At 69.0% G+C, this 14,659-nt stretch carries 13 protein-coding genes; 5 read left to right on the top strand and 8 right to left on the bottom strand.

The features are described from left to right. Positions 1-18 precede the first annotated feature (18 nt). Positions 19-1,092: a phosphotransferase gene (locus tag AB0F43_RS27840; RefSeq protein ID WP_360482965.1), complete on the top strand. Its 1,074-nt coding sequence runs from the start codon at positions 19-21 to the stop codon at positions 1,090-1,092. Here AB0F43_RS27840 and AB0F43_RS27845 read toward each other — a convergent pair. The 4 genes from AB0F43_RS27845 to AB0F43_RS27860 all read right to left on the bottom strand — a co-directional run bounded on the left by AB0F43_RS27845 (position 1,070) and on the right by AB0F43_RS27860 (position 4,215). Beyond that, positions 1,070-1,636 (bottom strand): hypothetical protein, encoded by a 567-nt coding sequence (locus AB0F43_RS27845; RefSeq protein ID WP_360482967.1) that lies wholly within the window; start codon positions 1,634-1,636, stop codon positions 1,070-1,072. The genes AB0F43_RS27840 and AB0F43_RS27845 overlap by 23 nt on opposite strands. Continuing rightward, positions 1,620-2,432, bottom strand: a complete 813-nt coding sequence (locus AB0F43_RS27850; protein ID WP_360482970.1) for a class I SAM-dependent methyltransferase — start codon at positions 2,430-2,432, stop codon at positions 1,620-1,622. Before AB0F43_RS27850 ends, AB0F43_RS27845 begins: the two co-directional genes overlap by 17 nt. Positions 2,433-2,749: 317 nt before the next feature. Further along, positions 2,750-3,313, bottom strand: coding sequence for a cysteine dioxygenase family protein (locus AB0F43_RS27855; RefSeq protein ID WP_360482973.1), 564 nt, complete (start codon positions 3,311-3,313; stop codon positions 2,750-2,752). After that, positions 3,310-4,215: an amidohydrolase family protein gene (locus tag AB0F43_RS27860; protein WP_360482976.1), complete on the bottom strand. Its 906-nt coding sequence runs from the start codon at positions 4,213-4,215 to the stop codon at positions 3,310-3,312. The genes AB0F43_RS27855 and AB0F43_RS27860 overlap by 4 nt, the downstream gene beginning before the upstream one ends. 272 nt (positions 4,216-4,487) lie before the next feature. Here AB0F43_RS27860 and AB0F43_RS27865 point away from each other — a divergent pair, with 272 nt between their 5' ends. Continuing rightward, a complete protein-coding gene (locus tag AB0F43_RS27865) occupies positions 4,488-5,495 on the top strand; it encodes a LacI family DNA-binding transcriptional regulator (protein ID WP_360482979.1) in 1,008 nt (335 codons plus the stop codon). Positions 5,496-5,599: 104 nt separating this feature from the next. On the opposite strand, the gene AB0F43_RS27870 is transcribed toward AB0F43_RS27865, so the two are convergent. Further along, positions 5,600-6,463, bottom strand: a complete 864-nt coding sequence (locus AB0F43_RS27870; protein WP_360482982.1) for a DUF4097 family beta strand repeat-containing protein — start codon at positions 6,461-6,463, stop codon at positions 5,600-5,602. A 284-nt stretch (positions 6,464-6,747) separates the two neighbouring features. Between AB0F43_RS27870 and AB0F43_RS27875 the strand changes: the two genes are divergently transcribed. Both AB0F43_RS27875 and AB0F43_RS27880 read left to right on the top strand, forming a co-directional pair. Next, on the top strand, positions 6,748-7,638 hold the full coding sequence (locus AB0F43_RS27875) for an amidohydrolase family protein (protein WP_360482985.1): 891 nt from the start codon (positions 6,748-6,750) through the stop codon (positions 7,636-7,638). A gap of 89 nt (positions 7,639-7,727) precedes the next feature. After that, positions 7,728-8,291 carry a cysteine dioxygenase family protein gene (locus AB0F43_RS27880; protein ID WP_360482988.1) on the top strand — a complete coding sequence of 188 codons (564 nt, stop codon included), beginning with the start codon at positions 7,728-7,730 and terminating at the stop codon, positions 8,289-8,291. Between the two features lie 180 nt (positions 8,292-8,471). On the opposite strand, the gene AB0F43_RS27885 is transcribed toward AB0F43_RS27880, so the two are convergent. The 3 genes from AB0F43_RS27885 to AB0F43_RS27895 all read right to left on the bottom strand — a co-directional run bounded on the left by AB0F43_RS27885 (position 8,472) and on the right by AB0F43_RS27895 (position 13,803). Then, positions 8,472-11,366, bottom strand: a complete 2,895-nt coding sequence (locus AB0F43_RS27885) for a M36 family metallopeptidase (RefSeq protein WP_360482991.1) — start codon at positions 11,364-11,366, stop codon at positions 8,472-8,474. 102 nt (positions 11,367-11,468) lie between these two features. Next, positions 11,469-12,458 (bottom strand): hypothetical protein, encoded by a 990-nt coding sequence (locus AB0F43_RS27890; protein ID WP_360482994.1) that lies wholly within the window; start codon positions 12,456-12,458, stop codon positions 11,469-11,471. 148 nt (positions 12,459-12,606) lie between these two features. Beyond that, on the bottom strand, positions 12,607-13,803 hold the full coding sequence (locus AB0F43_RS27895) for a hypothetical protein (RefSeq protein WP_360482997.1): 1,197 nt from the start codon (positions 13,801-13,803) through the stop codon (positions 12,607-12,609). A gap of 264 nt (positions 13,804-14,067) precedes the next feature. Here AB0F43_RS27895 and AB0F43_RS27900 point away from each other — a divergent pair, with 264 nt between their 5' ends. After that, positions 14,068-14,589 (top strand): hypothetical protein, encoded by a 522-nt coding sequence (locus tag AB0F43_RS27900; RefSeq protein WP_360483000.1) that lies wholly within the window; start codon positions 14,068-14,070, stop codon positions 14,587-14,589. The last annotated feature ends 70 nt before the right edge of the window (positions 14,590-14,659 follow it).

The raw sequence follows: 14,659 nt of genomic DNA on the forward strand, positions 1-14,659 counted from the left end.
GGCCGGTAGGGTCGCCGGGTGGAACGAACGGTCGAACGGTTGCTGGGCGGCGTTCGCGTCGTGGAGCGGATGGACCTCGGCAGCAGCGACCTTGCGCCGGTCGCGCGGCTTTTCCTCGATCGGTCGTACGACGGGATCGGGCGAACCGTGATCGCGAAGGGCCGGCGGCTGACGGATGTCGGCTGGGGTCGCGGCAGCGAGTTCCTGCGCAACGAGCGGCTGGCGCTCGATCACCTGCGAGGAACGGGACTCGCGCCGGTCTTCCTCGCGAGCAGCGTGGACGAGCCTGCTCCCCACCACGAGCAGGTGGTGGTGCTGACCGATCTCGGACCCGGTCCAACCGTGCAGGAGTTGTTGTTCGGGGACGATCCGATGGCGGCGACCGAAGGCCTGCTGGCGATGGCGCGGCTGGCCGGGGCTTTGCACGGAACAGTGGATCCGGAGTTCGCGGCCGCTCACGAGGTGCAGTTCCTCGATCATCCACTGGACCTGTGGCGACCGTTGACTGAAGCGGCGGCGGAGCTCGGCTTCCCACCACCCGGTGACGTCGAGCTCGCCGACCTCGCCGGCGAGCTTCGGCGCCATACCACGTTCACCCATGGCGATTTCACCCCGAACAACGTCGTACTGGTCGACGGCGAAGCCCGCCTGGTCGACTTGGAGGGGGCCGGGCGGCGGCATCCGGGGATGGATGCGGCCTGTCTGCGGCTTCCGTTCCCGCAGTACGGCCACTGGGCGGTGCTGCCGGATCACGTGCTGGCTCGAATGGATCGTGCGTACCGGGCCGCGCTCGCTCCGATGGAGGACTCGGCGTACGAGCGAATGATGGCCACGGGGTGCGCCGCCTGGGCGATCGTGCGTGCCTCGCGGCTGCGCCTGATCGCGTCAACAGACCAGGACTCGGTCGAGGCGGTCAGGCGCCGTACCCAGATCGTGCAGACCCTCACCTCGGCGGCCGTGTCCGCGATGGCTGTCTATCCCCGACTTTGCACCTGGTTCGAGGAACTGGCCGGGGCTATGCAACTGCGCTGGGAAGAGACACGCCAACCACCCCGCGGGTTTCAGGCCTTCAAGGACTTCCCGAACCAGTGATGGCGGTCCTCTGACACCAGTCAGAGAAAGAGCCCAGGACAGTGTCGATCGGATCCTGCCGGCGGAGCGGCTGCCAGCGCGTCTGATACGGCTGCACCAGCCACCGAATCCGCCCGGTCGACTCCAACCGCGTCCCCGGCGCCGGCACCCAGTCCCGATGCAGTACGCCACCCACCATGGCGATCCGCTCCGCGGCGACCGACCCAGCCTCGAGAAAGAACAACCAATGCCGCCGCGCCGGCGCCATTGCCGTCGGGCACGACTGCTTCAGCTGGTGGTTGAGCAGCGCACCGAATTCGGGCGGAAGCTCCATGACTTCGAAGTGCTGGGCGATGAGCGCGATGTCCCACCCGTTCTCACCCCAGACCACCTGAGCCTCCGCCCCGGTCCGCACCACCTCGCCGACCAATTCCGGGGCGGATCCAGCCTCCTGCGGTACGGCGAGCGGAGCCACCGGCCAGCTGTTCTCGGTGTACCTGACCGCCCGCTCCCGCAGCCGTCTCGCCCGCGCCCGGCGAGTCCACTCCTCAATCAACTTGCCCAACCGCAAGTAGCAGCGAACTCGCCTGCACCAGCTCCGGATAGCTGTCCGCGAGCCGCGAGCACTCCAGGGCGGTCCGTAGCGGGTCCGGCTCCTGCAGGCTGTCCGGCAACGGCAGACCGCGGTAGTGCGCATCGATCATTACGGTCAGCCAGCCACCCGGACCAGTCAGGCCGTGGATGGTGACAGCACGCAGCCCGGCACCGGTCAGCTCGGACCTCAATTGCGCCACGGTGTGATACGTCGTGTGCGCCATCCGGTCGTTTCGCGGACTGAAACCATCGCGGAGAATCTCCGTCACGACCCCTTGCCGCTCGAGCAAGGTATTGGCCAGCGTCGAACCGATCAGGTTGGCCGATCGGTTGATGGCGACCACTGCGACGAATCCGCCGAGCTTCGTCACCCGGATCGCCTCGCGCAGCGCGAGCCGCCGTTCGGCGGCATCCGGCAGGTGGTACATAGGCCCTGCCAGGAAGGCAGCGTCGAACTCCCCGTTGTCCCATGGCAGCCGCCGTGCATCTCCTTGTACGGCGCTGATCCCGGCCGCGACCGCCTGGTCGACGTGTCGCTCGACCGGGTCGATCAGCTCGACTCCGTACCCGCGGCCCTTCAGCCAGCTCGCGTGGGTGCCAGGACCGCCGCCGATGTCCGCGACTGTCGCCGGTGGTGGCGGCAGGTAGCGGGAGAGCAGGTCCTGGACCCGCGCGAGCTCCAGCCGTCCCTTGATGGTCGAGCCCAGCCGGGTCGCTTCGTCATGTCGCTCGGTGTAGTGCTTCTCGAGCTCCGCACGCATCGTCATGGCAAGCGAGTCTGGACACGACTCGGGCTGCGGAGGAGGGCAGATCGTGGGGCAACCCGGGGCAGATCAAAGGCCCGGCGGCGGAAATGTTTGTTCCGGCGCCGGGCTGTTGGGCAGGTCTGCCTGGTGGTCGGGCCTGCCCGGTTTGGGGTTAGGCGGTGTCTGACGGTTCAGCGCCGTAGCGAGCAGGTGCTCGGTGCGGTAGCTCGGCGTGCTGGAGCGAAGGTCTCGATGTGGTTCCATCGTGACCTTTGCTCCAGTGCGGCGAGATGCCGTGCCGAGTGCCGCGCAGTAGGCGGGGAACCGTCAGACACCGCCTAGTCGAGGGGGCGGAGCTCGTCGGCGTACGAGACGGAGACTCGGCGGAGTACGCCGTCTTTGACGGAGTACTGGCCCATGCGCCACAGGGGTGGGCTGTAGGCGTGGACGGTGACGCTGCCCTTGTCCAGGCCGGTCAGGCGGTGGATGTGGTCCGGGCCGAAGCCGTACACGTCGCCGGCTGCCACCTCGGTCTCGATCGACTCGGTGCCGATGGCGAGGTTGTGTTCGACCAGCTTGCCGCGGGCAACGGCTACCGCGCCGGAGGAGACGTCGTGGTCGTGCCAGCCGGTGTCGTTGACCGGTGTCCAGCAGATCAGCCAGACGTCGACGTGGGCGTCGCGGTGCAGTGAGGCGAAGACGCGTTCCTCGTCGTTGTAGGCGACCTTGTCCTCCCACAGGTGTGGCTGCGCGGCGATCGACGCGGCCAGTTCGGACAACTCGGTGGGATCCAGGTCCCGGCCCGGGAGGTTGTCCAGCGACAGACAGTTGTTGAGCTCCACGAGCCGGCTGGCCTGGCGCGCTGGTACGACTGGGATGTCGTTGACGGGCTGAGCAGTCACTGCACTCCCCTCTCAGGAGATGGTTTGCCGACGCCGAAGAGCAGCCGGTGTGGATTGTCGTGGCGGACCACCGCTGTCGCGGCGGCGCCTTGGCGGTGGTCGGTGATCTCGGCGTACGGCCGGTCGGTGCCGTGCACGACCTGGTCGATGCCGAGGACTCGGGCGACCGCGTCGATTCCTTGCGGGCCGTAGCTCGAGGTGTCGACGTACAGGTTGGGGTCGATGGTGCCGAGCCGCCCGCCGCGGGCAGCCAGCCGTTCGTGGTGGACCGGTGCGAGGCCGGCCGCGGCGACGAAGCACAGCCGCAACCGCGGGAAGTCGCGGCGGCCGCCGTACGCATGCCAGGCCCACCACGCGGCCTGCAACTGGTTGGCGTAGTCGACGACCGGCGCCCACCAGCCGGGCGTGTCCGCCGCGGGCTGGGCGGTGCCGGGGTGGACGAGGATCGGCTTGTTCAACCGCTCGGCCATCGCGAGGAGTTCACCCTGCGCGGCCCAGCCGGCCGGCGTACCGAGCACGTGGGCGGGCAGCTGCAGACCGAGAAAGCCGTTGTTCAGCAGGGATTCAAGGCCTTCGACGTCAGGCTCGGACAGATCGAGCGCCGCCCAGGCTTTGAAGGGTTCCGGCAGCGCGGCGGCGCCGGTGTGCCAGGCGTCGAGAAGATCGCGATCTCCGAGCTGCTCGACACCGAGCGGGCTCGACACCGACACGACGGCGAGCGCCGTACCGAGGTCCTGCTCCAGCGCCACCCTCTTGTCGATCGCGTGCGCCGCCGGATCCACGTCGTACGGCGCCTCGGTCGCGGTGTGCAGCGTCCAGCCGTCGAGGTACGGCGCGGTGTCGCGAGCCCGGAGCCGGTCGACGAACTCCGCTGGCCACAAGTGCTGGTGGACGTCGATCACAACTCCTCCTCCCGATCAGATTGAAGCGCTTCAGGATGTCTAGAGTGAAGCGCTTCAAAGGACCGGTTGTCAAGTTTCTGTCCGAGCAATGGCCTAGGGCATGGAGTCTGATCCCGCGCCGTCGCGAGCAGGTGCTCGGGGGTGTAGCTCGGTGTGCTGGGGCGGAGGTCTCGATGCGGAGCATCGTGGCCTTCGCACCAGTGCAGCGAGATGCGCCGCCGAGTGCCGCGCAGTAGGCGCGGGATCAGACTCCATGCCCTAGGGTTCAACTCATGTCCGGAAACGCCCGGAGGCCAACCCTCAAGGACATCGCCGCGGAGACCGGTCTGTCGATGGCGGCCGTGTCCTACGCGCTGCGCGGCCTGCACGGGACGCCGGAGACCAGGCAGCGGGTCCAGGACGCCGCCGAGCGGCTCGGCTACCAGGCCGACCCGGTGGCCCGCGCGCTCGCCTCCGGCCGCAGCGGATCGATCGGCGTACTCTGCGCCTCCCTGGAGGACCTGTGGCAGCAGCGCCTCGCCGCCGCGCTCGGCCGGGAGCTGCTGGCACCGGATCGGAACGCCTGGATCATCGACTCGGCCGGCGATGGCGACCGCCAGCTCGAGCTCGCCCAGCACCTGGTCGACCACCGCGCCGACGCGATCGTGGTGATTCCGGTCAACCCGGCCGCGAAGGGCTGGGCCAAGATCGCCCAGCAGGCGCCGGTGATCGCGATCGGCGACGCACTGCCGGGCGCGAAGGCGAAGTCCGAGGTCGTCTTCGACAACGAGACCGGCGTCAGTACGGCGCTGCGCCGGCTGGCCGACGCGGGCCACCGGACGGTGGCGGTGCTCAGCCCGTCGCACCGGATCGAGGCCCAGCGGCCGGCCGAGGAGATCGCGCAGCGAGTGGCGGCCGGGCTCGGGCTGGAGGTCCGCATCATCCCCTGCCCGCACGACCTGCCCGGCGCCACCGAGGTCGCCCGCGACCTGCTCAGCGGCGCTGCGCGACCGACCGGCATCCTGGCCCTCGCCGACTCGATGGCCTTCGGGGTGTACGCCGCCAGTCGCGAGCTCGGCCTCCGCGTCCCGGAGGACCTCTCCCTGCTCGGGTACGACGACCAGCCGATGTCCCAGCTGCTCACACCGCCGCTGTCCACCTTCCACTGGCCACTCGACGAGCTGGTCGCCGACGTCGTTGCGCGGGTCACCTCCGCCGTCGACACCAACCGCCGCGTCCGCCGCACCACCGTCGCCCCGACCCTGATCGAACGCGGCTCGGTCGCCGCCCCGCCCACCTGAGCGCGACGACGACCACTGAGCCCCAGCATCCACACCCGCGAAACTAGACTAATTCGGTGGACTTACTTCCCACTGTCCACCATGCGGCCAGTCTCCCCGGAAAGTCACCGCTGGAGCCCGCGGTCGGCGTTTCGGCCGTCGAAGGAGCGGGTTGGAATACCCGGCGTCGCCACGGCTTGGCTCGCGGTGCCTTCACTTTCCTTCGGGATGGTGACCGGGCCCCTGCTGTCTGCCCTGACCCTGAGGAGGGCAGCCGTCTCGGGGCTGTCTGCCGTGACGGTCAGCGAGCCGGTCTCCGAGACGACATCGACCGTGCCCGGCCCGGTGGCGTTGACCCTGACGCCGCCACGGGTGGTGCCGGCCCGGACCGAGCCGGTCTCGAAGTTCTCGACGGTGATGTCGCCGTCCTGACTGTGCAACTGGGCCTCGCCGTCGTGGCGCTTGACGGTGATGTCGCCGTACGTCGTCCGCGCGTCGAGGCGGCGGGCGTGGTCGACCCGGATGCCACCACGGCCCTTGACCCGGGCGTCGACTTCGAACGCGTCCCCGACCTGGACGTCGCTGTCCACGACCCTGGCCCGCAAGAGGTCGGCCTTGTCCACGACGACCGGGCCGGACTGCGATCTGGCGTCCACCTCGGCCACGCCATCCGTACTGATGGCCGCGCTGGTGGTCTCGACCTCGAGAGTGCAGCCTGGTGGAACCATGCCGGTGATCGTCACCGGAACGCCGGCTTCGTTGCCCGGTTCACCCACGACACTGACCGACAGGCGCCCGTCGCGCCACTGCACGGCGGCGCCGGCGACAGCCGCCGCGGCCGGGCCGTACTCGTCATCGGTCGAGATCTCCAGCCGGGCCCGCTCGCAGTCCGCCTCGACCCTGACCTCGACCGCACCCGGCAGATGCAGCAGGCCGGCCTCGATGATGACCCGCCCCGGGGCTTCTGCGGTCACTTCGCGTGGTTCCAACGTCTCCTCCTTGATCGTTTTACCGGCCGGCTCCGATGCGACGTCATCGAGGAGAACGCCGGGTAACCGGGCGGAGAACGCCGGAAGGCCGGCCGAGCGGATGACGCTCGGCCGGCCTTCGCGACGTGACGCGGGGGTGCGTGAACCGTTGCCTTGGACATTCCCTGGTCAGCCACCTGACAGCGCGCGGAAAGCGGCCGGAAAGCGCCGGTTGACAGGCTGATCACCGGTTCGACGGCCCGCTACACCATCCGGGGGAGAGAACCGGCGAAGGAGGCCAGCGCGTGATCGACGTCCACCAGCACCTGTGGCCGGCCGACTTCGTCGACCGGCTCCGTGCCCGCACCGAGCCGCCATATCTGGACGGCTGGACGCTTCACACAACCGGCGAAGCGCCGTACGAGGTCGACCCTGCGGCCCATGAGGTCAGCAAGCGGGTCGCGTTGGAGCAGGACGCCGGCACGACGCTCGCCGTCGTGTCACTCTCGAGTCCGCTCGGTGTCGAGCACCTGGGTGATCTCGGGCTCCTCGACGCGTGGCACACCGGCGCCGCCGCCCTTCCCGAGCCCTTCCGCGCCTGGGCGTCGGTCAACCTGCTCGACCCCGACGTCGAAGGCTTGGCAGCCTTGTTTTCCAAGGGATTCCTAGGCCTCCAGCTACCGGCCCACATCCTCGGCACTCCGGCCGGCTGGGCTCAGGTCGGCATCCTGCTGGCCGCCGCCGAGCGGGCCGGCAAGCCGATCGTCGTTCACCCTGGTCCGGTCGTCACGCCGGCGGCGGATGTCCCGGGCTGGTGGGCGCCGGTCGTCGACTACGCCAACCAGTTGCAGGCCGCGTGGTGGGCCTGGCATGCGTACGGCGGCCGCCGCGACTTCCCGCGGTTGCGGCTGTGCTTCGTCGCCGCGGCCGGTCTCGCGCCCGTCCACCACGAACGGCTGGCTGCCCGCGGCGGGCGGCTCGGCACCATCGACCCCAACCTGTACATCGACACCTCGAGCTACGGCCCGCAAGGAATCGACGCGGTCGCCCGAGTCCTCGGCATCGACCAGGTCGTGCACGGCACCGACCGGCCGTACGCCGAGATCACCGACCACCGCCAAGGCGCCGCCGCGACAGCGGTGGTCCGCCACGACAACCCACACCGGCTCCTTTTCGGCGGCCCGCCACCCGCCTGAAAACCGGGAGTGCCGCTCCGCCACAAGCCCGTGACGGGGTCACCAACCAGCGACCCGGCTCGATGAGCCGGCGCCTCGAAAGGAGTGCAGTGACCGTTCAGCCCGTTCATGACGCACCCGCCATACCCGCGCGCCACGCCAGCCGGCTCGTGGAACTCAACAACTGTCTGTCGCTGGACAACCTCCCGGGCCGGGACCTGGATCCCACCGAGTTGTCCGAACTGGCCGCGTCGATCGCCGCGCAGCCACACCTGTGGGAGGACAAGGTCGCCTACAACGACGAGGAACGCGTCTTCGCCTCACTGCACCGCGACGCCCACGTCGACGTCTGGCTGATCTGCTGGACACCGGTCAACGACACCGGCTGGCACGACCACGACGTCTCCTCCGGCGCCATGGCCGTTGCCCGCGGCAAGCTGGTCGAACACAACCTCGCCATCGGCACCGACTCGATCGAGACCGAGGTGGCAGCCGGCGACGTGTACGGCTTCGGCCCAGAGCACATCCACCGCGTCACCGGCCTGGACAAAGGCAGCGTTTCGATCCATGCATACAGCCCACCCCTGTGGCGCATGGGCCAGTACTACGTCAAAGACGGCGTACTCCGCCGAGTCTCCGTCTCCTACGCCGACGAACTCCGCCCCCTCGACTGATGATGGAGTGCTGTCCTGTCAATGCATGAGCTGTCGGCGGTCGCTGTGATCGCGCCAGTCATCGTGCCGGCCCGGATGGCGCTGGGGCCGGTGGCGTGACGGCCTTGAGAGTGCTGCCTGGACGCGGAAGACGAACCTGACGGAAGGGCCGGTCGAGTGGACCGGCCCTTCCGGGTGGCCCTACTTCGTGCCGAAGACCTGGATCTCGGTCAGGTCGGTGAACTGACACCCGGCGAACCCGCCCGAGGGACAGTTCGTGGCGAAGTCCGGGACCTGCGGGCTGAGCATCCAGAACCGCACGTACTGGACATCGGTCGCGTTGCCGGTCGGGGTGACCAGGTTGTACTTGCCGACGTTGGCAGCGGTGAAGGTGCCCTCCAGAGCGGTCGACCAGGTGGTGCCGTCGGCCGACGTCTCGATCCGGTACTGGCCGGTGGAGGCGTCCTCCGGGTCACCACAGGTGTTCGACGGGTCGACGTTGAACGCGCTGATGTCGACCTTCTCCGGCAGCTTGATGTCGATGTGCTTCGGGACCATCACGCCGGTCGGCGTACCGTTGTCGTCGCCGGTCGTGCTGCCCCAGCCGGTGCCCTGGGCGTTGTCGATCGCACCGCCCGGCCCACAGCCGTAGTCGCTGTAGTCCGGACCGTTGAAGTCCACCACCGAACCGCCGCCGGACGCCGAGGCCCAGTTCCGGCGCGGCGCGAAGTCGGCCTTCGCGCCGGCTTTCACGGTCACCTGCTGGACCAGCAGCTCGTAGCCCGGCCCGGAGACGACCACCTTCGGGTAGGTGCCCGGGGCAACGTTGGTGATGGTGTACTTGCCGGTGGCATCGGTGACGCCGGCGTAGTCACCCGCGTAGCCGGAGGCGTGACCGCCGATGTAGACCAGCGCACCGGTCACCGGAGCACCGGTGTCCTTGTCCGTCACGGTCCCGGTCAGGGTCGTCGTCGCACCTGTCGGCGGCTTGTGGAAGTCCTCCGCCGGGAACGCGTCACCGCCGTCGACGGCACCGGCGTACCAGCCCATGCCGCGGTTGGCGAAGACGGTCCAGATGATGCCGGCGTTCTTGCCGCCGCTGGCGACCAGGTCGGCCTGGACGATCGCGTTGCGCATGTCGAGCATGGTCGGGTCGGCCGGCGACAGCTCCATCGCCCGGGTGATCAGGCTGACCGCGTAGCCGCGGCCGAACCGCTCCCGCAGGTCCCACAGAGTCTGCGCCCAGACCTCACCGGAGGAGTGCACCTCGGGCTCACCACCGATGGTCGGGAAGTCGCCGTAGGTGTAACCACCCTTCGAACCGTCCTCGCCGACGCAGTTCGGGCTGATCGCCTTGACCCGGCAGTCGTTCGCCTGGGTCCGGATCGACCCGCCGTGGGTGACGTACTTGCCTTCCAGCACCTCGCCGGGGGCCGTGGTGTCCTTCTCCAGGCCGTGCGAGACCAGGTAGTCGAGCGCGTAGAAGTCGCTCCACGCCTCGCCCATCGAACCGGCCTGGATGCTGTTCAGCGTCGAGTTGCCGGTGGCGTCGACGACCAGGCGGTTGGACAGGCCGTGACCGTACTCGTGGTACAGGATGTCGGCCGAGTTGGACGAGCTGGTCGGCACGAACGGGTTGCCGAACAGGTACATCTGCATGGTCGGCGGCGTGCCGTCGGGCGGGGTGGACATGTTCGCGTTGTTGATGTGGTTGCCGTCGGGACCGCCGTTGTCACCGGTGGCCGCGCCGTCCAACGCGTTCAGCAGCACCGGGTCGCCGCCCGCCGCGTCGAACGAACCGGCCGCCGGGGTGAAGCTGATCGGTGGCTTGGCCAGCCAGTCGTGGAAGTTGCTGGCCAGGTAGAAGCCGTTGGTGACGTCCTGGTTCAGGTTCGTCTTCCAGGAGTCCGGCTTGGCCGGGTCCCAGGTGCAGATGTACGACGTCGAGCACGACGACGCGGCGTTCGGGAACGAGACCAGCTTGTACTCGGCGGTCGTCCTGGTGCCCGGAACCTTGACCGTCTCACCGGCGTTCGGCTGGTTGTCGTCGTTGACGTCCGCCCAGGCGGCGACCGACGTACCCTCGAGCAGGGTCTTGGCGTTCTTCGGCAGCCACTTGTTGTAGATCAGGTTCTCGACCCGCTGCGTGCCACCCTTGGCGGCACCCGGGTAGTTGTCCACCACGAGCGCGTCGCCCAGGCCGTCACTGGACAGGTGCCGACGGTACAGCAGGCCGCCGGTCTGCGCGTCGATCACGTGCGAGTAGATCTTGGTGCCGCCGGCGTTGACGTACGTCATCCAGCCCTTGCGCAGCCCGTCGGCGGTGTGGAACCAGACCTGCTTGGCGGTGTCGCCGTTGTTCCACTTGGTGTTCACGCCGGTGGTCTTCGCGGTCGCGGACTTCGCCGTACCGCCGACATCCTCGGCCGCGGCGGTGCGAGCCTCCGCCGCGGTCAGCTTCGGCGCGGCCGCGGCGGACCGGGACTGTGCCTGCGAGCTGAGCCCGGCCACCGGTGCGCCCATGATCGAGATCAGCTGGCCGTTCTTGGTGACGTTGGCCTTCAGGCCGTTGCCGAACACCTCGACGCCGTCGACCACCTGGGACCAGAAGATGTGGTGGGTGCCGAGGTCGTCGACGTAGTCCTTGCGCAGCCTCAGCGTGGCCAGGTCGCCGGCCGAGAGCTTGAAGATCTCGGGGTGCGCCTTCACGTAGTTCAGCGCGATGTCCTGGGCCTTCTTGGCGCTCCGGCCGGTCAGGAAGCCGTTCAGCTTGGTCACCTGGGCCGGGGTGCCGGTGTTCGGGTCCACCTCGACGACGCCCTGCGAGCCGAGCGAGTTGCGGAACTTCTCCGACGCGGCGGTCTCCTTGCCGGCCACCTTGGCGGCACGGGCATGGGTCGTCTTCGCACTCGGCGTGCGGGCGTCGTAGTACCCCTTCTCTTTGCCGACGGCCTTTCCGGCCGGGGCTGCCTTGCCCTGATCGGGGCCGGCGGTCTGCGCGGCCGTGGCGCCACCGGCGGCGGTCACGACCAGCACAGTCGCTGCGGAGACGGCGGTGGCTGCCAGGAGCCCCCGCCCTCTGCGTGATGTGGTCACAGACAACGCTCCATGGAGTTGTGTGCGCGGATCGCCCTCCACGATCCGTCCGGGGGCGACCTTAAGCCGAGCAAGGGTGCCGGGGAAGCGAAATCACCGGAATCACGCGGAGACGAGGGATGTCCTTCGTGTACGGAAGAGTACTAGGAGTGACAGGAGAATGGTTGCACCCAGCCACGCAGCGGCCACCAGGAGTGTCGGAGCGCTCGGATGGACGATCGATTCCCCCCGCTGCGCCTGCCAGGTGACCAGCCACATCAGCCCTGCGTACGACGCCGTGCCGACGAGGACCAGCGCGGTCCGTGGGCCCTCGGGACGCAGCGCCGGCACACGGCGAGCGAGCAGAACGAGGCCGAGGGCAACCAACGGGATCGCCTGCAGTGCGTGGACGCCGAGGAAGTGGCCGATCCGCAGGTCACCACCCTCGGTGCTCCAGCCGGTCAGTGGCAGCCCGGCGCCGCCGTCCTCGACGCCCACGGAGTGCGACCCGAAGTGCAATTGCTCACCGGCCTCGGCGGCCTCCCGCTCCTGAGCCGGGGTGGCCCGGAACATCAGGTTGGCCAGCATCATGCCGACGAGCGTCGTACCGAGAGCAAGCCGGATGCTCCAGCGCAGCGCCCGGTCACCGGGCTGATCGAACAGCAACTGGATCGCGACCACCAGCATCGCGGCCCAGACGAGGTAGATCGCGGTCGGCATCAGGTTGTGGATCAGCGCATCCGTCGGGGTCGACATGTTGAAGTGCAACTGCCGGCCGCGGAACACCACCTGGATCATCACCAGCGCCATCTCGACCGCGATTCCGGCCGCGATGACCGTGCCCATCCACCAGCCGAGCCGCCGGGCCTTCCGCTGCAGCGACAACATCCAGGCCAGGGTGGCGCAGTACACCGCCAGGCTGATGGCGAACTTCAGCGGCTTCATCCAGATCGGGTGACCGAGCAGGATCCGGTCGTCGAACAGGGCGCCGATGATTGCCACCGGCACCAGTGCGGCCAGAGCGATCGAGACCCACAGCAGCGGCCGGTGCAAGCCTCTCAGCTGGTCGGGAAGACGGGGTACGGCGTCCGGCCGCGCGGTCATCGTGGTCATGCATCGATCCTCGGCACTGCCCTGCCGAGGATCAGGAGCGCCAGCCCCACCGGCGAGGTGGAGCTGGGCCTACCCCTCACAGAACGGGCGGACCCCAATCGCGGCGGGGTCCGCCCGTTCGCTCAGTGCCGCGCCGTACCGCGGCTGATCAGAAGGCCCCGGCGCCGTTCGGCGTACCGAGGCCGGTCGGGCCGTCCCAGCCGGTGCGGGCGTTGCACCACTGGGTCGTCGGGCAGGTCCCGTTGCTGCCGCTCGTCACGTCGAACAGCGAGCCCGGGTTCGCGTACGGCAGCGCGTTCGCGTAGCCGCTGGTGTTGCCGGACAGCGCATAGACCGCAGCGATGATCGGGGCAGCCTCACTGGTGCCACCGAACTGCGCCCAGGTGGATGCCGTCTTGGTGGTCGGGTAGTAGATCGCCATCCCGCCCTTGGCCGGGTCGGCGGCCGCGGACACGTCGGCCATCGCCCGCTTCGAGCAGCCGGTGCCGAAACTCGCGGCCGCACTCAACGCGGTGTTGTACGTCGAGCAGCCGGAACCGGCACCGTCCCACACCGTCTCACTCCACCCACGACTGTTGCTGGCTGCAACAAGCGACGTACCCCCGACGGCTGTCGTGTACGACGACGAGGCCGGGTAGCTACCGCCCTGGTAGCCGTCGTCACCGGTCGACGCGGTGACCGCGATCCCCGGGTGGTTGTAGTAGCTGCCGTACGTCGCGTCGGAGGCGTCGCCACCGCCATAGCTGTTCGAGATCGCCACCACGCCGGGCTGTTTGGACGCCGTGACGACCGCGGTACCGAGGTCGGCGAAGCTGGCGGAGTTGGCCTGGACGACCACGATCTTCGCGTCGGGCGCGGCGGCCGAGACCGCGTCGACGTCGAGGGCCTGCTCACCGGCCCAGCCGGCGTTGAACCGCGGCAGCGTGGTACCGCCGTTCTGGTTGATGATTCGCAGGCAGCCGTTGGCCGTCGTACACGCGGACAGGCCGAACTGGGACCGGTAGACGCCGAGGTCGCGTTCCAGGTTCGGGTAGCCGTAGGCGTCGACAATGGCGACCGTGCGACCGGCGGCGCTCAGGCCGTTGAGCTTGTAGGCGTCCCGCAGACCGGCCGGGGTGAGACCGGTCGACGGCGGTGTGGTCGAGGCCGGCGTGACACCTTTGTCGTTCACCAGCTTCTCCGCGGTGCAGGTCGCGGTGTGCGCGGCCCTGGTGGCCGAGCAGACCTTGGACGCATGCTTCCCGGCGGTGTACGGCGTGGGGGCCGCGACGGCTCCCTGTGCGGTCAGTCCCGCGACGGCTAGTGCGCCGACGCCCAGGGCGGACACGAGAATCCGTTGCCTCAACAGAACTCCTCGAGCTGGGCAGGTCTCCGCCCACCGACCTCATCAGGCCGGGGGCGGAGACCGGCATGGGTGGGGTGCTCGCTATCGTCCGCCCGCCGCGGCACCGGAATCCAGCGATCGGATCCACGACAAATGTCATGGGTTTGAACCGTCCGGTGCCCCGTTTTTCCCGTCCTGACAAGGATTCCGGGCCCTCGCGACCAGTGAAGGATTTCCCCCGGAATTCGGTGGTCCTGAAGACCTGCCCCGGTTACCGTCGACTGCATGTCCTTGCTTCAACGTGCGCAGGCGCTGCAGGACGAGGCCTGGGAGCTGGCCGACCGGCTCCGGCTGGAGACCGCCTTTCCGTGGCGGCCGCAGCTGATCGGCAGCGCGTTGTCGGGCCTGATGGTGGTTCGCGACCTCGATGTCATGTTCGACGCACCCGACGCCACCGCGGCCGAGGTCCTCGCGGGTCTGGCCGAGGTCGCCCGCCGCGTCGACACCCTCGATGTCGACTTCCGGGACGAGCGCGGCGATCGGCGGCCGACACCGGCGATCACCGACGAACGCTTCTACGCCGTACTGAAGGTCGACGGCCGCTGGAAGGTGGACCTCACCTTCTGGCTGCATGTCGTCGAGCGGCCGCACGTCGGTGCGGCGCTACGGCTGCGGGACGCGCCGGAGATCCAGCGGCTGACGATCCTGCAGCTGAAGGACCAATGTCCTCAGATCAGCAGTACCGACATCTACGCCGCCGTTCTCGACCGCGGCGTACGCACGGTCGAGGAGCTGCTGGCGAACTGAAGAGTGCCGGCCGTCCGGCAACGCCACCGGACGGTCGGCACTCGCTGGTACACGCGGACGCATGGTGGTC

Origin of the sequence: Kribbella sp. NPDC023972 (assembly GCF_040639075.1) — a bacterium.
GTDB lineage: Bacteria > Actinomycetota > Actinomycetes > Propionibacteriales > Kribbellaceae > Kribbella.

What these genes read in the sequence shown, in the direction of transcription:
- AB0F43_RS27865 (WP_360482979.1), top strand. Translation starts at nt 4,488, where the DNA reads ATGTCCGGAAACGCCCGGAGGCCAACCCTCAAGGACATCGCCGCGGAG.
- AB0F43_RS27850 (WP_360482970.1), bottom strand. Translation starts at nt 2,432, where the DNA reads ATGACGATGCGTGCGGAGCTCGAGAAGCACTACACCGAGCGACATGAC.
- AB0F43_RS27890 (WP_360482994.1), bottom strand. Translation starts at nt 12,458, where the DNA reads ATGACCACGATGACCGCGCGGCCGGACGCCGTACCCCGTCTTCCCGAC.
- AB0F43_RS27900 (WP_360483000.1), top strand. Translation starts at nt 14,068, where the DNA reads ATGTCCTTGCTTCAACGTGCGCAGGCGCTGCAGGACGAGGCCTGGGAG.